The organism is Variovorax sp. P4_B10 (genome assembly GCF_056402375.1).
Genome location: NZ_JBFUHN010000002.1, coordinates 119,735 through 138,666 on the forward strand (window position 1 = coordinate 119,735; position 18,932 = coordinate 138,666).

The window sequence follows — 18,932 nt, forward strand, 5'->3', positions numbered from 1 at the left end:
TTATCGGGACACCCACCTTGTCTTTGCCTACCTCCGCTGCTCCCATGTCCCATGTTGTGACTTCCGGCTCCTTCCTGACCCTGCACTACCGGCTGGCCGGCCCTGCGGGCGACATCATCAACACCTTCGCCGACAAGCCCGCGACCCTGTCGCTCGGCACCGGCGAGCTTTCGCCCGCCATGGAGCAGCGCCTGCTGGGCCTGGAGGAGGGCACGCACGCCACCTTCGAGCTGCCGGCCGGCGAGGCCTTCGGCGACCGCAACCCCGAGATGCAGCAATGGGTGGCCAAGAAGCTGCTCGCGCAGATGGGCGACCCCGACGAGCAGTACGCGGTCGGCGACGTGGTGCAGTTCCCCACGCCCGACGGCACGGGCAGCTATGCGGGCGCGGTGATCGAATCGAACGAGACCGCGGTGCGCTTCGACTTCAACCATCCGCTCGCCGGCCAACCCGTGACCTTCGAGGTCCGCCTGATCGGAGTGCTATGAACCCCGGCATCGAGGAAGTCCTCCTCGCCGAGCCGCGCGGCTTCTGCGCGGGCGTGGACCGCGCCATCGAGATCGTCGAGCGCGCCATTGCCAAGTTCGGCGCGCCGATCTACGTGCGCCACGAGATCGTGCACAACACCTACGTGGTGAACGAGCTCAAGGCCAAGGGCGCGATCTTCATCGAGGACCTGGCCGACGTGCCGCCCGGCGCCACGCTGGTGTTCAGCGCGCACGGCGTGAGCAAGGCGGTGCAGCAGGAGGCGCGCGACCGCGGCTTCGACGTCTTCGACGCCACCTGCCCGCTGGTGACCAAGGTGCACGTCGAGGTGGCCAAGCTCGCGAAGGAAGGCTACGAGTTCATCATGATCGGCCACAAGGGACACCCCGAGGTCGAGGGCACGATGGGCCAGCTCACGAGCGGCATCCACCTGGTGGAAGACGTGGAAGACGTGGCGAAGGTCTCGCCCGCGCAAACCGAGAAGCTCGCGGTCGTCACGCAGACCACGCTCAGCGTGGACGATGCCGCCGAGATCGCGGCCGCCGTGCGTGCGCGCTTTCCGAAGGTGCGCGAGCCCAAGCAGCAGGACATCTGCTACGCCACGCAGAACCGCCAGGACGCGGTGAAGATCATGAGCCCGCAGGTCGACCTCGTGATCGTGGTCGGCAGCCCCACCAGCTCCAACAGCAACCGGCTGCGCGAACTGGCGCAGCGCCTGGGCACCGAGAGCTACATGGTCGATTCGGCCGACGAGCTCAAGCCCGAGTGGTTCGAGGGCAAGGGCCGCATCGGCCTCACGGCCGGCGCCTCGGCGCCCGAGGTGCTGGTGCGGGAGGTGATCGATCGCGTCCGGGCCTTGGGCGCGGTGTCGGTCCGCAAGATGGACGGCATCGAGGAAACCATCAAGTTTCCGCTCCCCAAGGGCCTCAAGCTCGACGACATTCCCCCTCCTGGACATATCTCTTGAACCATTCAACGACAAACTGGCGCTCTGAAATAGAGAGCGCCTCCCGCCGGCTGCGCGAGCGCTCCGGCCACTTCCTGCGCCAGACCCCGCTCTGGAAGCTGCCTGCGGCGGCCTTCGGGCTGGCGTTGCCGGGCGTGGAGGTCTGGCTCAAGCTCGAGCACATGCAGGTCAGTGGCAGCTTCAAGGCGCGCGGCATGATGAACCGGCTGCTGGCCAACGACATTCCCGAGAGCGGCGTGGTCGTCGCTTCCGGCGGCAATGCCGGCATTGCCACCGCGGCCGCTGCCAAGGCGCTGGGCGTGCGCTGCCAGGTGTTCCTGCCCGGTGTCTCGCCCGAAGCCAAGCGTGAGCGCCTGCGGGCGCTGGGGGCCGAGGTGATCGTGGTCGGCGAGCTGTATCCCGATGCGCTGGCTGCCTGCCTCACGCGCCAGAAGGAAACCGGCGCCTTGCTGACCCATGCCTACGACCAGCCCGAAGTCGTGGCCGGTGCGGGCACGCTGGGGGTCGAAATCGAAGCGCAGGGCGGCCTGCCCGATTCGGTGCTCGTGAGCGTCGGCGGCGGTGGCCTGATCGGCGGCCTCGCCGGCTGGTTCGAGCGGCGCGCCCGCGTCGTGGCGCTCGAACCCGAGAAAGCGCCGACGCTGTTCCGCGCCCGCGAGGCCGGCGAGCCGGTCGATGTCGAAGTCGGCGGCATTGCGGCCGATTCGCTCGGCGCGCGCCGCATCGGCGCGATTTCCTGGGAGATCACGCAGCAGCAGGTGCAACACGCGCTGCTGCTGTCCGACGCATCCATCCGCACGGCCCAGCAATGGCTGTGGAAGGAGCTGAAGCTCGCCGTGGAGCCGGCCGCCGCACTGCCGCTGGCGGCGCTGCAGACCGGCGCCTATGTGCCGCGCGAAGGCGAGAAGGTGTGCCTGATCGTCTGCGGGGCGAACGTCGATCCGTCGACGGTCGCCTGAGGTTTTACTTCTCGCAGTTCACCATCCACGGCACGCCGAACTTGTCGGTGAGCATGCCGAAGCCCACGGCCCAGAACTGGGGGCCGTAGGGCATCGTGACCTGGCCGCCGGCGGCCAGCGCATCGAAGAGCTTCTTCCCTTCGTCCACGTTGTTGGCCTGCACCGACAGCGAGAAGCCCTTGTAGCCTTCGAATTTCCACTCGGGCGGGGCGTCGGAGGCCATCAGCTGGTGGCCGCGGGCCTCCAGCGTGGCGTGCATGATCTTGTCCTTGTGCGCGGCGGGCGTTTCCCCGCCCATCGGGCTTTCGCCGAAAGTCATGCTGAAGCTGACCTTGCCGTCCAGCGCCTTCGCGTAGAAGGCGAGCGCCTCGGCGGCGTTGCCGTTGAATGTCAGATAGGCTTGCATCGCTTTTCCCTTCGGTTGAGGTGTGGGGGAGCGCGATGCTACGCCCACCTAAAATCTCCCTATGCTTGACATCAATCTGCTCCGCAAAGACCTGGCCTCCGCTGTGGCCGGCCTCGAAAAACGCAAGAAGAACCAGCCCTACCTCGACGTGCCGTCGTTCACCGCGCTCGAGGCCGAGCGCAAGACCGTACAGACCCGCACCGAGGAAATCCAGGCGCGCCGCAACACGCTGAACAAGCAGATCGGCCCGCTCAAGGCCAAGGGCGAATCGACCGATGCGCTGATGGCCGAGGTCAACGCGCTCAAGGCCGAGCAGGAATCGCAGTCCAAACGCCTCGAAGAAATCCAGCCCGAACTGCATGCGCTGCTGCTGGCGGTGCCCAACCTGCCGCACGCCAGCGTGCCGGTCGGCGAGGACGAAGCCGGCAACGTCGAAATGCGCCGCTGGAGCCCGCAAGGCGGCGCCGGCGCAGACGCCACGCCGCTGGCCTTTGCGGCGAAGGACCATGTGGACCTCGGCGCACCGCTCGGCCTCGATTTCGAGATGGGCGCCAAGCTCGCGGGCTCGCGTTTCACCGTCATGAAGGGGCCGATCGCCCGGCTGCACCGCGCGCTCGCCCAGTTCATGCTCGACATCCAGACCGAGAAGCACGGCTACGCCGAGTGCTACGTGCCCTACATCGTCAACGCCGCCACGCTCAGCGGCACCGGCCAGTTGCCCAAGTTCGAAGGTGACCTGTTCGCCGCCAAGAAGGGCGGCCAGGACGGCGAACCCGCGCCCGACCACTCGGCGCTCTACCTGATTCCGACCAGCGAAGTGCCGCTGACCAACTTCGTGCGCGACGAGGTGGTGGTCGAGGCGCAACTGCCGATCAAGCTCACGGCCCACACGCCGTGCTTCCGCTCCGAAGCCGGCAGCGCGGGGCGCGACACCCGCGGCATGATCCGCCAGCACCAGTTCGACAAGGTCGAGATGGTGCAGATCGTCCATCCCGAGAAGAGCTACGACGCGCTCGAGCAGATGACCGGCCACGCCGAAGCCGTGCTGCAGGCCCTGGAGCTGCCCTACCGCGTGGTGCTGCTGTGCACCGGCGACATGGGCTTCGGCGCCACCAAGACCTACGACCTCGAGGTCTGGCTGCCGGCGCAGAACACCTACCGCGAGATCAGCTCGGTCTCGAACTGCGAAGCCTTCCAGGCGCGCCGCCTGCAGGCCCGTTTCAAGAACGCGCAAGGCAAGAACGAACTCGTGCACACGCTCAACGGCTCGGGCCTGGCGGTGGGGCGCACGCTGGTGGCGGTGCTCGAAAACCACCAGAACGAAGACGGTTCGATCAAGGTGCCGGCCGCGTTGCGGCCGTACCTCGGCGGGCTGGAACTGTTGCGCGGCTGACGCGCGGGGGCTTCAAAAGCCCCGTTTTTATGCGCTATAATCGCAGGCTCGACAGCACCGGAGAGGTGGCAGAGTGGTCGAATGTACCTGACTCGAAATCAGGCGTACTAGCGATAGTACCGAGGGTTCGAATCCCTCCCTCTCCTCCAAGAATGGCCCCCAAGGGGCTATTTTTTTGCCTGTTCCCCACTGAAACCTGCACAGAATCAAGGCCTTGGCCGTTTCTGTGGCCCTGCGTTTCCAGCGATTCCCCACCTTGAAAAGCAGTTCCGCACCGGTACTCGGTAGGCATCGGTCGAGCGGTGAATCAGCGATGTGCGGGTGCTACGCCGAAACGATGCAGCACGTTGCCGAGCAGTTTTCCGAAGAGCGGGTCGCTGCCGACCACCCAGGCCGCGCCGACGGCGCCGGCATGAAACACGCGCCCGCCTTGCGGCCGCTCCCAATAGATCATCTCGGCCGAAAGTCCGTCGAGTGATTCGGTGAGTCTCGAGTAGTAGTCGAGGTAGGCGTCCAACTTGCCCGGGACGCGCCGGATGCCCTTGGCGATGACCTCGATGCCTTCCTGTGCAACGGGCAGGGACGCACCCGGGGGGCGGCGCTTCGTCATCTTCGCGAGGGTCGAGAGGGTCAGGTCCCACTCGTGTCCGATGGCGCGCGGCAGCCCGCCGCCGGGCGCGTGGCCGAAGGTTTCGCCTTTGCCGAGGCCCAGCGGCCGAGGCTCGTTGAAGAGCGCATGCGCCGGCAGCTCGACGTGGTAGACGCCGAAGTCGTCGCCATCGGCGAAGGCCCAGCCTGCGGTTTCGAGGCCGATGATGTCGGCGGCCGGCCGGCCCGATGCCTTGAGCCGTCCGCCGCGCGCCCAGTCCTGGCTGTGGTACTGCTCGCCGAACGCGCCGGCCGGCGGGCCGACGGGCGGTCTGGCCTCGCCGTGATCGGGTCCGTTGACCTTCCGCTGCTCCATGACGGTGAAGTCCTCGTCGTAGCTCACGCGCAGGTACATGGTGTTGCCCGACAGCACGACCGCGCTGCCGCCGCGCTTCAGGAAATCGTCGAGCCCCTCCACGCCGGGCAGCGACCAGTATTCGCTGTGGCCGTTGATGAAGACGGTCTTGTAGCGCGCGAGCAGCGACGGGTCGCGGTGCAGGTCGATGTCGCCGATCACGTCGTAGTCGTAGCCCTGCTTGTCGAGCCACACGTGCAGGTGGCGTTCGAGCCGCGTCCACTGGCTGAAGCCGCTCGCGGCCGGGTCGTAGAGCGCATTGGGGCTGGCATTGGGCCAGGGCATGCGCAAGCCGACCTGGTAGCAGGGCTGGCCGTGGCGGTGGTAGACGTAGCTGCTGAAGGCCGGCGCTTCGGGATGGCTGTTCTCGAGGCCTTCCGAACGGCGCGGCCACACCGGATCGTCGACCACGTTCTTTGCGAAGGGCGTGGTGGCGTAGGCGAGCCAGCTGTTGACGGCACACAGCACGAGGATGGGGGCGGGCGCCACGTGCGCGGGCTTGCGCACGATGAAGGTGATGTCGTAGTCTGCCTTGCGGCCTTCGATGTCGAAGCGCGCGCGGCCGACGTAGACGCCGGATCGGGCGTCGTCGGGAACGCGGAATTCGTGCACCGCGTCCCAGCGGCAGTCGTAGAGATCGTCGCCGGCAAAACGCAGGCCGTGCCCGCGCGTCGGATCGTGGAGCGGGTCGTAGGGCGATTCGTCTTCTTCATGGTGGCCGACCTTGTCGGGCTCGAAGGCCGGGCCGACGATCATCCAGGTTGCGTGGTTGACGATGCGGCCGGTGCGTTGGTGCCCGCTGGCATCGGCCACCTGCGAGCCGCGTTCTTCCCGCAGCGGCCAGCAGGCGAGTACCGAGCGGCCCGTTGCGATCTGCAAACCGCGTTGTTCGCGGCGCGCGGCGATTTCGCTGGCCGACAGCGCCCGGTCGTACAGCGCCGGCATGACGAGGTCGGCTTCGAGGAACAGGTCGGCCTGGCCGCCGATGGCGCTTGCGCCGAGCCGCAGCGGCGTGGTTGCGGGCTCGACGGCCTGCGGTGCGGGCCACTCCGCGACACACCCCCCATCGATGCAGAGTGTTGCGAGCTCGCCGTTCCACGTGGCGGCAATGTGCTGCCAACGGCGCGTCGCGAGCCGGCCGTGCGATGGCGCGGCGTTGTCTCCCAGGTGGAACGACAGCGCGCCGCCTGGTTCGATGAAGAGCGCAAAACCGCGGTGCGCGGGGTCGTCGTGCTGGCTGACGATGGTCTGCCTGACATCGACCGTCCAGGGCTTGATCCAGCATTCGAAGCTCAATCCGCGCAGCGGCAGGCCAGCCGGCAAACCGCGTTCGACATGCACATAGGAGCCGGGGTGGATCGGCTGGACGCGCGCCCGAAGCGGCGCGAACGCTTCAAGCGCCACGTCATCGCTGCGTCCTTCGACGTCGCTGCCCAGCCGGCAGACCGCGAACTCGTAAGGCACGTCGCTGCTGACGTGGAAGCGGACGAGATCGCCCGCCGCCACGGTCTTGGCATCGGCGTAGCCGTGGAGGCCGGGCAACTCCAGCGGTTTGTGCGGCGGGATCGGGTGCGGGGCGGTCGCTGTCATTCTGACGTGAAGCCCGAGGCCTTCACCACCGGCCCCCAACGCTTGATGTCGTCGGCGATGAGGGCCGAGAGTTCTTCGGGCGTGCTCGGATTCGGATCGCTGCTGAGCTTGAGCAGCCGTTCCTGCACGTCCTTGTTGGCAAGGGCCTTGCCGAGCGCCGCATGCAGCTGGTCGACGATGGGCCGCGGCGTGCCGGCCGGCACGAAGAGGCCGGTCCATTCCAGGTTGTCGAAGTGCGGCTGGCCGAGTTCCTTGAGCGTCGGCACGTCGGGCAGCAAGGCGGCACGCTTGGCGCCGTTCACCGCCAGCACCTTGAGCTTGCCCGACTGCTGGTGCGCGACGAGATCGGCAATGGGCATGATGCCGGCCGAGATCTGGTTGCCGAGCAGGTCCTGCACCAGCGGCGCGGCGCCCCGGTAAGGCGCGGCCACGAGGCCCGCCTTGGCGTCGCTGCCGAGCCGGTAGCCCATGAACTGCGAGACGCTGCCCGGTGCGGGCACGCCGTAGTTGRCCTTCTTCGGGTCCTTGGCGGCGATGTCGAGCCACTGCTTCACATCCTTGGCCTGCAGCTCCGCGGGCACCGCGATGCCTTCGTAGAAGCTCACGATGCGGCCGACGGGCTTGAAGTCCTTGACGGGGTCGTAGCGCACCGACTTCGTGGTGAGCGGCAGCATCACCATCATGTGCATGTTGGCGAGCAGCACGGTGAGTCCGTCCGCCGGCGCGGTGCGAACGTAGTCGGCCGCGATCGCGCCGCCTGCGCCGGTGCGGTTGTCCACGACGACGGTCGTGCCGAGTTCGGCGGACAGCTTGTCGGCGAGCGTGCGCGCCTGCACGTCGGCCGAGCCGCCGGCCGGGTAGCCGACGATGAGCTTCAGCGGACCGTGCGCGGTGTTGATCTGTGCCGCGGCCGCGGCGGCGAAGGCCAATGCGGTGCAGGCGAGCGCGGCCTTGAGCGTGAACGAGAGTTTCATCGGAGGCTTTCCTGGGTGGGGTTGCGAAATCGATGCGGTCGCCGGGTTCAGCGCGCGAGGCCCTTGCGCGCGACCTCGTCGGCGAGATCGGCCAGCGACTTTTCGAGCAGGTCGGCCAACTCGTCGATCTCCGATTCGGTGATCGTGAGCGGCGGCGTGATCATCTGGAAATCGCCGAAGGCGCCGAGGTTGGCCCGACGGTTGTAGAGCGCGATGCCATGCTTCAAGCCGTGCTCGGTGAGCCGCGCGGGCGCGTTGAAAGCGACTGGGAGCTGGCTGCGCTTCGCCTTGTCGGAGACGATCTCGATGGCGGTAAGCAGGCCCTTGCCGCGCACGTCGCCGACGATCGGCGAGCGCGACGCGATGTCGCGCAGGCGTGCCATCAGCAGTTCGCCCATGTCGCGTGCGCGCGTCACGAGGTCTTGCCGCACGACCTCGTCGACCACCGCGCGCGCGATCGCGCACGACAGCGGATTCGTGAAGTAGGTGTGGCCGTGCACGAAGCCGCCGGCACCCGCGATCGCATCGACCATCCTGTTCGGTGCGAGCAGGCAGCCGAGCGGCGTGTAACCAGCGGCCAGGCCCTTGGCGAGCGTGACGAGGTCGGGGCGCGCGCCCTCCCAGTGGTGCGCGGCGAGGAAGGCGCCGGTGCGGCCGGCGCCGCTCATGATCTCGTCGAAGATCACCAGCACGCCATGGCGGTCGCAGATCTCGCGCACGCGTTGGAAATAGGCCGCCGAGGAAACCACCGCGCCGGTCGAGAGGCCGCCGATGGGTTCGAGGATGAAGGCCAGCACCGTCTCCGGGCCTTCGCGCAGGATGGTCTGTTCGAGCGCGTCGGCGCACGCCTTCTCGTGCGACTCGACCGTGTGGCCATCGGGCACGCGGTATGACAAGGGGGCCGGCACCTTGGGCATCGGGCGGACCATCGGGCCGTACAGGGTGAGCGTGTTGGCATCGCCGGTGACCGCCAGCGCACCGAGCGTCGAGCCGTGGTAGCTCGGATCGCGCGAGATCACCTTCGAGCGCTTGCCCTGGCCAGTCACGACCGCGTACTGGCGCGCCAGCTTGATCGCGGCCTCGTTGGCCTCCGATCCGCCCGACACGAAGAATGCGCGGTCGAAGCCCTCGCCCGCGAGTTCGCAGACGCTGTCGGCCAGCGCGATGTTGTGCTCGCTCTCGAAAAAGCGCGGGTACGCGAAGGTCACCTTCGATGCTTGTTCGGTCATCGCGGCCAGCACGCGCGGATTGCCGTGGCCTATGTTCGCGACGACGGCGCCGGCGGTTGCATCGAGATAGCGCTTGCCGTTTGCATCCCACAGGAAGATGCCCTCGCCGCGCGCGACGCGCGGCGGACGGGCCGACCCCTTGGGTGCGTAGAAGCCGAGGACGGAGCCGCCCTTGGGCTCGTCGCCGATCCGGGCGACGCCGGCCGCGCTGTGATTCGAGGTGTTCATGACCCGACGATACGAATCGCAGCCGCTTTGCGGTAGACGCATGGAGTGATGAAGTGTTATACGTTCGGCGCATGAAGCACGTACATGACCGACTCGACCTGCTCGACACTTTCCAGAAGATCGGCGAGAGCGGATCGCTCAGCAAGGCGGCGCGGCTGCTGGGCACGACGCAGCCCACGGTCAGCCGGCGACTGCTCGAACTGGAGCGGCTGCTCGGCTGCAAGCTGGCGCTGCGCACGACCGCGAGCTTTTCGCTCACCGACGAAGGGCGCTCGCTGCTCGTCGAGGCCCGCGACCTCGGCGACCGTTGGTCAGGCCTGTCGCATCGCCTGAAGGGCGGGCAGAGCCGGCCTGAAGGCACGCTGCGCGTGATCGGGCCTTCGGGGTACGGAACGGGCTTCCTGACCGATGCCGTGACCGACCTGCGCGCGGCACATCCCGCGCTGCGCGTCGAACTCACGCTGACCGATCGCGTGATCGACCTGGCCGCATCGGGTGCGGAATGCTGGGTATGCGTGGGGGAGGTGCGCGATCCCGGCCTGGTGAGCCGCAAGCTCGGCTCGATGGAACGCGTGCTGATCGCCACGCCCGAATTGCTCAAGAAGCTGGGGCCCGTCAGCATCGCGCGTCTTCCGCAGTTGCCCTGCGTCGGGCTCGTGCCCTACGTGACCGGCAATGTGCGCATGCTGGATCGATCGGGCCGCTCCCGCATGGTGACGCTCGACACGYCGATCCAGACCGACAGCCTGTTGTCGAGCTACCGTGCGATCCTCAACGGAGCCGGCATCGGCGCGGCGGCCCCCTGGATGTGCCAGGAAGACCTCAAGACCGGCCGGGTGCAGCGGGTGCTGGCGAATTGGTGGCTCGAACCGATCGCCATTCACGTCGCGCTGCCTCCGGGCATCTACAGGCCCGCGCGCGTGACCGCATTCATCGAGGCCCTCAAGGCAAGGATGTTCGCCCTTTCCGGGTTCCGGCCGTCAGTCTGAACAGACAAAACTCGCCGCGGCGTCGGGATCGCCCCCAACGTACCGGGGGTACTGCGGATACCTGCAAAGCGGCCTGCTGGCAGGCGTCGCTCCTGCCGCAACGGTGCGCTGCGGATGCAGCCGCGTTGATTTCAAGCGCCCGGCATGCGGGGCGGGTGCAATTCCACGGCCCTGGCTGCCTTCTTGCGCATCCTGATGTTGAGCATCTCCACGGCCATGGAGAAGGCCATCGCGAAGTACACGTAGCCCTTGGGCACATGATGATCGAAGCCCTCCGCGACAAGGACGACGCCCACCACCACCAGGAAGGCCAGCGCCAGCATCTTGATGGTGGGGTGGTTCGAGACGAAGCGGCCGATCGGGCTGGCGAACAGCATCATCAGGAACACGGACGCGACCACCGCAGCGATCATCACCCGGACGTCGTCCACCATGCCGACCGCGGTGATGATCGAGTCCAGCGAGAACACGAGATCGATCACCATGATCTGGAGCAGGACGGAGGCCAGGGTCGCCTTGACTGCGCTGGACTTCTGCTCGTGCGCGCCCTCCAGCGATTGATGGACCTCGGTGGTGCTCTTCCATATCAGGAACAGACCGCCCAGGATCAGGATCAGGTCTCGGCCCGAGATGTCCTGGCCGAGCACCGAAAAAAGCGGAGCGACCAGACCCACGATCCACGCGAGGACCAGCAGCAGTCCGATGCGCATGAACATGGCCATGAACAGCCCGGCCCGCCGCGCGAATTCGCGCCTGGCGGGAGGCAGCTTGTCGACCAGGATGGAGATGAAGATGATGTTGTCGATGCCCAGCACGAGCTCAAGCGCAGTCAAGGTCGCGAAGGCGATCCAGACCTGAGGATTCGTCAAGAGTTCGAGCATGGAAGTTCTTTCGGCACGGCAGCGCCAGGAGAGGGTTGATCGGACGCAGGGACGGAGAATGCCACGCGACTTCCTGGCGGGCTGTCGCGTGGGCAATTCGGGCTGGGCAATGCGACCCCGCCGACGATTCGAGCGCCGCTATCCTACGGCGATCGAGGGATCGTGACGGAGGGGGCCTACTTGCGAGCGGCAACCTCGGGCATCGCCGAGGAGTGGTGATGGGCGATCAGCCATTGGCCGTTCACCCACTCGTAGACGTACGTGTAGCGGGCATGCACCTTCTTGCCGTCCTTGAACTTGAAGGTGTAGGTGCCCACGTCCTGTGCCACATTGCAGCCGATCTTGATGATGCGGTGGTCGATCGTGCCCTGTGGCGCGCTTTTCAGGAACTTGACGAAGTAGTCGCGGATCTCCGCCGGATTGGTGCGCGGCTGGTTCGAAACGGTCGGCAGCAGCACGCCGTCGGTCGCGTAGTTGGCAACGACCTTGTCGGGGTCCAGCGTGCGCAGCGAGTCGTTCCAGCGGTCGAACAGCGCCGCGATCTGCGGCTCGGTGGCCGGCGTGCAAGTCGCCCCGGCGGGCGCTTGCGCGAAGGCAGATGTCGAGATGACGAGGACCGCCGCCGTCGTTGCCGAGAGGGAGAGCGTACGAAGCATGTTCATGGAGTTTTCCTTTTTTGCAATGGACAGTCGATTACCGGGATTTCCGGTACTGCATCGTTGTTGCGATACAGGACTTCATTCTTCGGTATCTCCCTGAACATCACCTGCTGTCCGCCATGAACCCGGCGTGACGCGCACATGAACATCGCATGAACCGCCTCAACCCGGCGCGGCATCCAGCCGGTAACCCAGGCCGCGCACCGTCTTCAGCAACGGAACGGGATGGCCATCGTCGATCTTGGCACGCAGGCGGCGGACATAGACGTCGACGATGTTGGTCAGCGGATCTTCGTTGGTTCCCCAGACATTGGAAAGGATACGCTCTCGGCTGTAGACGCGGCCGGGCGCCGTCATCAACAGCTCGAGGAACGCAAGCTCCTTGGCGGTCAGCGGAACGAGCTTGCCGGCACGGATCACCTCCATGCGCTCCCGGTCGAGAACGAGGTCTGCCACCTGCAGCGTGGTGGCCCTGGGTCTCTGCTCCCGGCCGCGGCGAAGCAAGGCCTCGATGCGCGCCAGGAGCTCCTCGAACGCAAAGGGTTTGGTGAGGTAGTCGTCGGCGCCCAGGCGCAGGCCGCTGACCTTGTCCTCGGTGTTGCTCAACGCGGTGAGCATCAGCACCGGGCACGTGGTGGCCTTCGGCGCGCAGCGTCTGGCACAGCTCTAGGCCGCTCAGGCCGGGGAGCATCAGGTCCAGCAACAGCAGCGACAGATCGCTGCCGCGCGCGAGTTCGAGGCCTTCGGGCCCGGTGCGCGCCAGCTGCACGCGGTAACCCTCGGCGCTCAGGCCTCGCAGCAGAAAGTCGGCGACGCGCGCGTCGTCTTCGACAACCAGGATGTTCATGTTTCTCGGGTCAGGACGGGACGGGGGGACTGTACAGGCGGGGCAATTCGATGCGCACCGTGGTGCCCTGCAGGGGGATGCTCTCGACGTCGATGCGGCCGTGGTGAGCATGCACGATGGCCTGCGCGATCGACAGTCCGATGCCGGTTCCGTCGGCCCGGTGGAGGCGCGCGCGGCGGCCGCGAACGAAGCGCTCGAACACCTGCGGCAACTCGTCCGCATCGATGCCGATTCCCTCGTCGGCCACGACCACCTGTACGCGGCCGTCGATCGGCCGCCAGCTCACCCGCACCGTTGCGTCGTTGCGCGAATAGCGCACCGCGTTGTCGAGCACGATGACAAGGGCCTGCCGGAGCCGGTCGGCATCGGCCTGCAGCATGACCGGGGGCAGGCCGGCTTCGCGGGGCTCGAGCGCAACGCGAACGTTGTGCCGTGCACCCAGCGTCCCCGCCATTTCGGTGGCGTCGCCCAGCAACTCCGACAGGTCGACCGTGCCGAAGCGCATCGCCAACTGGTCTGCCTCGGCCCTGGCGACCAGAAGAAGGTCGTCGATCACGCCGGTGAGCTGCTTCACGCCGCCCACGATGCGCGTCAGCGTCTCCCGGTACTCGGTCGGCGGCCTGTCGGCGCCGCGCAGGGCGATCTCCGCCTCCCCGCGGATCGCGGTGGCCGGCGTGCGAAGTTCGTGGCTGAGATCGGCGAGAAGCTGGCGGCGCCGCTGGTCGATCTGTTGCAATGCCTCGTGCGCGGCGCTCAGTTCGCCGGTGCGCTCCAGCACGGCCTCCTCGAGCCGGCGGCGTGCGGCATCGGCGTCGCGCCGGTGCCGCTGCAGTTCGGCCGCCATCGCATTGAAGTGCTCGGCGACGCGGCCGAACTCGTCGTGCGAACCCAGCGCGATGCGGTGGTCGAGTTCGCCGGCCCGCAAGGCCCGCGTGCCTTCCAGCAGGCGGTCCAGCGGCCGCTGCAGCCGCCGGTTCAGATACAGCGCAAGCACGATGGCGGCCGCTAGCGTGAGGGCGGCCAGGCCGATGGTCTGCTGGCGCAGCTGGTCCAGGCCGCGCTCGGTCGCGGCACGGGCAACAGGCATGACATTGCGCTGCCGTTCGATGGCGCCGTTGATCAACTCGCGCAAGTCGCGGCCGCGCGCCTTGTCGAAGACTTCGTTCAGTTCCTGCCAGACGCTGGCGAACTCGGCGCCACGCTCCAGCGGTGCGAGTTTCAGCAGCCGGGCGCGGACCGCGGCGATGTTGTCGTTGAGCAGGTCGCTGACCGCGACGAGTTGATCGACCTCCGGCGGTATGGGCACGCCTTCGCGTGCCGCGATTCCGCCCCACAGGGAAAGGTCGCGCCGCGCGAGGTTCCGGAGCGTCTCCGTGCTGGCCTGCATGCGCGCCAGCAGGCTGTCGCGCACCTCGGGCGATGCGTTCGCATCCATCAGCTGCTGGGACGCCCAGACGCGCAGCCGTTGCTTGCTGGCCGACAGTTCCAGCAGTTCCGACAGGATGTCGCTGGCCAGCCGGCTGTGCTGGGCGTAGTCGTTGACCCGGTTCGATCCCCAGTAGACGAAACCGGCCTGTATGCAGACCAGCGCGACGAGAACGGCGAAGGCGAGCGACAGGCGGAGGCGAAACATGCGGCGACTTTAGCGCCACGGCACGCGCCAGCGGATGAACAACAGATGAACGAGAGGCTTGCCGCGAAATCAGGAGACGCTCATTTCCAGCGGCGTGGTCTGGAACGCCAACTGCCGCCAGCGGTCGTTCTCCAGGGCCCAGACCTGCATCACGCGCGAGTCGATGCGCACGGTGCCGCTGCCGTCCTTGCGCACGGCCACGAGCAGTTGCCGGCCCGTCATGAGGGCGGTGCCGCCGAGTACCTGGACCTTCAGCTCCGAACGGTCGATCTGCCTGTAGGCGACATGGGTACCGCCCGAGCGGAAGTAGCTTTCGTAGTTGTCGGTCTGGCCCTTGGCGTGAACGTGAACGAGACCCGGATGAAGAATCTCGCGCAGGCGCGCGAAGTCGGCGCGCTTCATGGCGTCGCATCGCTGCGCTTCGAGATCGAGCAGGAGGGATTCGGTGTCGGAGGGCGGGCGGGAGGCGGCTTCGTTCATGGTGTGTGTTCCCGGCAGTGGATGTTTTCGGATGCAGTCGCGCTGGATGTTCTTCTCACGCAGCGAGAGCCGGAGATCGGGTGCCGAGATCCCGGGAGGCGCGTTGCATCAGGGCCCCGGCGTCCTGGAGGGTGCGTGCCACCCCGTAGACCAGGTGATCCGGCCTGACGAGTGCGGCCTCGCATGCATGGCGCTCGAACCAGGCCGCCAGGATGCCGTCGGCTTCGGCCAGCTTCATCACGCCGGGCCCCGTCGCCGCAGCATCGATGCACAGCATCTGCACCCCGAGGCTTGCTGCCGATGTCTCCAGCGCCCGGCGTACCGCCGGATCGGGCGCATGGCGAAGCACCAGCAGGAACCCGGGCTGCAACAGGTCGTCCATCATTTGCGGCGCAACGCCGGGTTCGATGCATCCCATCGCCTGGGGGAAGGGCGTGCCCGCAGGCAACGCGTCGCGGTCGATCAGGCCGTGGCGCACGCCGGGCAACAGGCTCTGGCGCAGCTGCATCCGCACCTGTCCGCCTTGCTGCTCGCGCAGGCGAAGGTCGCGTTCGGCGGCACGCACCGGGTCGCGTTCGCAGATGATCTGGCCCAGTCGCTTGACGGTCGCCGTCACGTCTTCCACCTGGGGCCCGCGCTCGTCGCCATAGCTGTCCAGCAGGCTCTCGGGCGCGCGCTCCTCGAGCACCCATTGGAGCTTCCAGGCAAGGTTGACGGCATCGCGCAAACCCTGGCACATGCCCTGGGCCAGGAAGGGCGGCATCTGGTGCGCGCTGTCGCCTGCCAGCAGCACGCGTCCCTGGCGCCATTGCTCGAGAACCACCGCATGGAAGCGGTAGGTCGCCGCGCGCCAGATGCGTGCGTCCGCGGGCGTGAGCCAGGGGGCGAGCAGCTTCCAGATGGACGCGTGCGGCATCTCGCGCTGCTCGGCCTCGTCGGCCAGCAGCAGGAACTCCCAGCGCCGGTGGGTGCCCGGGCCCACGACGTAGGTACAGGGCCGCGACGGGTGGCAGTACTGGACATTGGTCGCGGGCAGCCGGTCGAGCTTGTCTTCGTCGACGTGCATGTCGACCACGATCCAGGGCTCGTCGAAGTCGAGGCTCTTGAGCTTCAGCCCCATCTGCTTGCGTGTGGGGCTGGTGCCGCCGTCGCAGCCGACGACGTAGCGTGCCTGCAGCTGCGCCTGCGTGCCGTCGGGCCTGCGAACGCCGAGCTGCGCATGGGCCGGCGACTGGCTCAGCTGCAGCACCTCGTGCCCGAGATGGACCGACACGCCGGGAAGCTTGCCGACGGCCTGGCGCAGCGATGTTTCCAGCGCCGGTTGGTTGAACGTGTACGACGGCGCCCACGCCAGCGGGTAGGGCGACGGTCCCATGTCGAAATGCTGGATGGGTTCGCCGTCGCTTCCCTGGTAGATCGTGGGGCGATAGGGCGTCATGTGCGGCGCGAGCGTGCCGGCGATGCCGATTTCCTGGAACACGCGCAGCGCCTCGTGGTCGAGCGCAAAGGCACGCGGCAGCGGGTAGATCTGTTCCGACTTGTCGAAGACCGCAACGCGCAGGCCGCGTTGGCCGAGCAGCGCGGCGAGCGTCGCGCCGACGGGGCCGAAGCCGACGATCGCCACGTCGACGGGTTCTGGGTTCTGTTGGAGCATGGTCGATTCCGAGTGCGTGAATCCAGGATTGTGCATAAAACATATTTTTATGCACCGAGGGTTGTCACCGATGGCCTCGTGCCGCAGGGTCGAAAAGAATGCACAAAACACACTTTGTGCATTCAGTTCCCATCCACAAGGAGACACCATGACGACGATGAAAGCCGCCCGACTGCACAAGGTCGGCGCCCCGATGGAGGTCGAGCAGTTGCCGATTCCCCAACCCGCTGCCAACGACGTCCAGGTGAGGGTTCGTGCGTGCGGCATCGTGCCCAATCTCGGCAACATCCTGGCCAACTGGACGACCTGGTTTCCGGAGCTCCCGCTGCCGCCGCTGCCCGCGGTCTTCGGGCTGGACCCGGCCGGCGAAGTGACGGCGGTCGGCTCCCACGTGCACACGTGGAAGCCGGGCGACCGCGTCTACGTGAATCCGAGCCTCTACTGCGGTGGCTGCCGCGCCTGCCGCAACGGCGACCTCATCAACTGCACGCACTACGCGTTCAGCGGCTACTTCGGTTTCTCGCAGAACTCGCTCAAGCTCTACAAGAACTACCCCTACGGCGGCCTGTGCGAATACATGATCGCGCCGCAGTACGCGCTGGTGAAGCTGCCGGACAACGTGAGCTTCAACCAGGCGGCGCGCTTCGGCTACCTCGGCACCATGTACTCCGCGATGCGCAAGGCGCAGGTCGGCCCCGGCCGAAGCGTGCTGATCAACGGCATCAGCGGCACCCTGGGCATCGGCGGTGCGCTCTTCGGCCTGGCCATGGGCGCCACGCGCATCCTGGGCACCGGGCGCAACCGCGAACTGCTGGAGCGCGTCAAGGCGCTGGCACCCGATCGCATCGAGGTCTTTTCCAGCGCCGACGGCGAGGCGATCGATGCATGGGCCAAGGCGCGCACGGACGGACTGGGGGTGGACACCTTCATCGATGCGCTGGGCCCCGGCGCATCGCACGAGACATTCCAGCAGGGCGTGCGCGCCCTGAAGCGCGGAGGCCGCGCCTACAACATCGGCGCCATCGCAGGCATGGTGGGCATGGACCTGCACACCATGATGGACGAGCAGCAGAGCATCGAGGGCTCGGCCTGGTTCACCGCCGGCGAGGGGCAGGACATGGCCGACATGGCGGAGGCGGGCACGCTCGACCTCTCGGTGTTCGAGCACGTGTGCTATCCGCTGGACCGCATCAACGAGGCGATCTCGGGCATCGCGAGCCGCAACGGCGGCTTCAGCAACTTCGTCATCAACCCCTGAGGCCCATCATGAAAATCAGACGCGTGGTGGCAGGCACGGGCGCCGACGGCAAGGCCCGGGTGCTCTCGGATGGCGTTGCGCCGCGCAGCGTCGAGTTCACGACCCTGCCCGGCCATGCTGCGGCGCTGCTGTGGGCGACGGAGGCCGCCGACACCGTGGGCGCGGGCGCCGCAGCTGACCGTACGCCGGAGGCAAGCTTCGCGCCGGCCGCGGGCGGCACCCGCGTCATGATGGTCAGGTTCCCGCCCGACGCGGTGATGATGCGCGCCGAGTTCGATGCGGCCGCCTTCGGCGCCGAGGCCAGCCGCCTGGTGCCCGGCCTGGCCGAAACTTTCGAGCCCGACCACCCGGGCATGCACACCACCGACAGCATCGACTACGACATCGTGCTCGAAGGCGAGATCACGCTCGAGCTGGACGACGGCGCGCAGGTGCTGCTGTGCCGGCACGACGTCGCCGTGCAGCAGGGCAACCGGCATGCATGGCGCAACCTCGGCGACAAGCCCGCGACCATGCTGTTCGTGCTGGTGGGCGCGAGGCGCGCAGGCGGTGGAGGATGAAGGCCCATGCATAAAATTGTTTCCATGCGCAAACAGGAAACCCCACCCGTCCACGAACCGCTGCTGGTCGAACAGGCCTTCACGCGCTTGCGGCAAGACGTTCTGACCGGTACCTTCGAAGCCGGCACCAAGCTCAAGCTCGACGAACTCCAGTCGGCCTACGGTTATTCGAGCAGCCCGTTGCGCGAGGCGCTCAGCCGGCTGGCGCAGGAGGGGCTGATCCGCGCCGACGAGCGCCGTGGCTTCCGCGTGGCACCGATCTCCGAAGACGACCTGGCCGACATCACGCGCATGCGCGTCATGCTCGACGTGCCGGCGCTGCGGGAAGCCATCGCCCACGGCGACGATGCCTGGGAGGCGGACCTGCTGGCCGCGTACCACCGCCTGGAGAAGGTCGAGTCACGCCTGAGCGACGGGCCGGTCATTCTCGACAACGACTGGTCGCAGCTGCACCGTGCCTTCCACCTCGCACTGCTGGCTGCATGCCCCTCGTCGCGCCAGCGTGTCTGGGGCGCAAGCCTGTTCGACCAGGCGGAGCGCTACAGGCGGTTTTCCGCCCGCCACAGGAAGACCGCACGCCGCAAGTCGAACGAGCACCGGAAGATCATGGACGCGACATTGCGCCGCGACGCGGACACGGCCTGCGCCTTGCTCGAGGAGCACATCCAGAGCACGCAGCGCAACGTGCTGGCCGCCCTCCAGGCAGTTCAGGCCGCGGAGTCGTAGGGGGCACCCC

At 67.4% G+C, this 18,932-nt stretch carries 17 protein-coding genes, 1 tRNA gene and 1 pseudogene; 9 read left to right on the plus strand and 10 right to left on the minus strand.

The window, feature by feature from the left end; genetic code table 11:
- The first annotated feature begins 44 nt into the window (after positions 1 to 44).
- The 3 genes from AC1DXX_RS01775 to AC1DXX_RS01785 are packed head-to-tail and all read left to right on the plus strand — an operon-like array spanning position 45 to position 2,412.
- Positions 45 to 488: an FKBP-type peptidyl-prolyl cis-trans isomerase gene (locus AC1DXX_RS01775; RefSeq protein ID WP_478132443.1), complete on the plus strand. Its 444-nt coding sequence runs from the start codon at positions 45 to 47 to the stop codon at positions 486 to 488.
- The gene (gene ispH / locus AC1DXX_RS01780; RefSeq protein ID WP_478132444.1) at positions 485 to 1,453 is read left to right on the plus strand and encodes a 4-hydroxy-3-methylbut-2-enyl diphosphate reductase; all 969 of its coding nucleotides are present in this window, start codon (positions 485 to 487) and stop codon (positions 1,451 to 1,453) included. The genes AC1DXX_RS01775 and ispH overlap by 4 nt, the downstream gene beginning before the upstream one ends.
- Positions 1,450 to 2,412, plus strand: a complete 963-nt coding sequence (locus tag AC1DXX_RS01785; RefSeq protein WP_478132445.1) for a threonine/serine dehydratase — start codon at positions 1,450 to 1,452, stop codon at positions 2,410 to 2,412. The genes ispH and AC1DXX_RS01785 overlap by 4 nt, the downstream gene beginning before the upstream one ends.
- 4 nt (positions 2,413 to 2,416) lie before the next feature.
- Here the strand turns inward: AC1DXX_RS01785 and AC1DXX_RS01790 are convergent, their stop codons facing one another.
- Entirely contained in the window at positions 2,417 to 2,818 is a 402-nt protein-coding gene (locus tag AC1DXX_RS01790) for a VOC family protein (RefSeq protein WP_478132446.1), read from the minus strand.
- Positions 2,819 to 2,879: 61 nt separating this feature from the next.
- Between AC1DXX_RS01790 and serS the strand changes: the two genes are divergently transcribed.
- Both serS and AC1DXX_RS01800 read left to right on the plus strand, forming a co-directional pair.
- Positions 2,880 to 4,211, plus strand: a complete 1,332-nt coding sequence (gene serS / locus AC1DXX_RS01795) for a serine--tRNA ligase (protein ID WP_478132447.1) — start codon at positions 2,880 to 2,882, stop codon at positions 4,209 to 4,211.
- 59 nt (positions 4,212 to 4,270) lie between these two features.
- Positions 4,271 to 4,360, plus strand: a tRNA-Ser gene (locus AC1DXX_RS01800).
- A 158-nt stretch (positions 4,361 to 4,518) separates the two neighbouring features.
- On the opposite strand, the gene AC1DXX_RS01805 is transcribed toward AC1DXX_RS01800, so the two are convergent.
- The 3 genes from AC1DXX_RS01805 to AC1DXX_RS01815 are packed head-to-tail and all read right to left on the minus strand — an operon-like array spanning position 4,519 to position 9,235.
- Entirely contained in the window at positions 4,519 to 6,804 is a 2,286-nt protein-coding gene (locus AC1DXX_RS01805) for a N,N-dimethylformamidase beta subunit family domain-containing protein (RefSeq protein WP_478132448.1), read from the minus strand.
- Entirely contained in the window at positions 6,801 to 7,778 is a 978-nt protein-coding gene (locus AC1DXX_RS01810; RefSeq protein ID WP_478132449.1) for a Bug family tripartite tricarboxylate transporter substrate binding protein, read from the minus strand. The genes AC1DXX_RS01805 and AC1DXX_RS01810 overlap by 4 nt, the downstream gene beginning before the upstream one ends.
- Positions 7,779 to 7,825: 47 nt before the next feature.
- On the minus strand, positions 7,826 to 9,235 hold the full coding sequence (locus AC1DXX_RS01815) for an aminotransferase family protein (RefSeq protein WP_478132450.1): 1,410 nt from the start codon (positions 9,233 to 9,235) through the stop codon (positions 7,826 to 7,828).
- A 71-nt stretch (positions 9,236 to 9,306) separates the two neighbouring features.
- On the opposite strand from AC1DXX_RS01815, the gene AC1DXX_RS01820 reads away from it, so the two are divergent.
- A complete protein-coding gene (locus AC1DXX_RS01820; RefSeq protein WP_478132451.1) occupies positions 9,307 to 10,224 on the plus strand; it encodes a LysR substrate-binding domain-containing protein in 918 nt (305 codons plus the stop codon).
- Between the two features lie 131 nt (positions 10,225 to 10,355).
- Here the strand turns inward: AC1DXX_RS01820 and AC1DXX_RS01825 are convergent, their stop codons facing one another.
- The 6 genes and pseudogenes from AC1DXX_RS01825 to AC1DXX_RS01850 form a co-directional block, all read right to left on the minus strand.
- Positions 10,356 to 11,105, minus strand: coding sequence for a TerC family protein (locus AC1DXX_RS01825; RefSeq protein WP_478132452.1), 750 nt, complete (start codon positions 11,103 to 11,105; stop codon positions 10,356 to 10,358).
- Positions 11,106 to 11,281: 176 nt separating this feature from the next.
- On the minus strand, positions 11,282 to 11,761 hold the full coding sequence (locus tag AC1DXX_RS01830) for an SgcJ/EcaC family oxidoreductase (RefSeq protein WP_478132550.1): 480 nt from the start codon (positions 11,759 to 11,761) through the stop codon (positions 11,282 to 11,284).
- 165 nt (positions 11,762 to 11,926) lie between these two features.
- Positions 11,927 to 12,611: pseudogene (locus AC1DXX_RS01835) on the minus strand (response regulator transcription factor).
- Between the two features lie 10 nt (positions 12,612 to 12,621).
- A complete protein-coding gene (locus AC1DXX_RS01840; protein WP_478132453.1) occupies positions 12,622 to 14,244 on the minus strand; it encodes a sensor histidine kinase in 1,623 nt (540 codons plus the stop codon).
- A 69-nt stretch (positions 14,245 to 14,313) separates the two neighbouring features.
- Entirely contained in the window at positions 14,314 to 14,724 is a 411-nt protein-coding gene (locus AC1DXX_RS01845) for a nuclear transport factor 2 family protein (RefSeq protein WP_478132454.1), read from the minus strand.
- Between the two features lie 55 nt (positions 14,725 to 14,779).
- Positions 14,780 to 16,378, minus strand: a complete 1,599-nt coding sequence (locus AC1DXX_RS01850; protein ID WP_478132455.1) for a bifunctional 3-(3-hydroxy-phenyl)propionate/3-hydroxycinnamic acid hydroxylase — start codon at positions 16,376 to 16,378, stop codon at positions 14,780 to 14,782.
- Positions 16,379 to 16,526: 148 nt separating this feature from the next.
- On the opposite strand from AC1DXX_RS01850, the gene AC1DXX_RS01855 reads away from it, so the two are divergent.
- Genes AC1DXX_RS01855 through AC1DXX_RS01865 form a run of 3 tightly spaced genes read left to right on the plus strand, consistent with a single transcriptional unit; the run spans position 16,527 to position 18,922 of the window.
- Positions 16,527 to 17,636, plus strand: a complete 1,110-nt coding sequence (locus AC1DXX_RS01855) for an alcohol dehydrogenase catalytic domain-containing protein (protein WP_478132456.1) — start codon at positions 16,527 to 16,529, stop codon at positions 17,634 to 17,636.
- 8 nt (positions 17,637 to 17,644) lie between these two features.
- Entirely contained in the window at positions 17,645 to 18,196 is a 552-nt protein-coding gene (locus tag AC1DXX_RS01860; RefSeq protein WP_478132457.1) for a cupin domain-containing protein, read from the plus strand.
- Between the two features lie 6 nt (positions 18,197 to 18,202).
- Positions 18,203 to 18,922, plus strand: coding sequence for a GntR family transcriptional regulator (locus AC1DXX_RS01865; protein WP_478132458.1), 720 nt, complete (start codon positions 18,203 to 18,205; stop codon positions 18,920 to 18,922).
- Positions 18,923 to 18,932 lie beyond the last annotated feature (10 nt).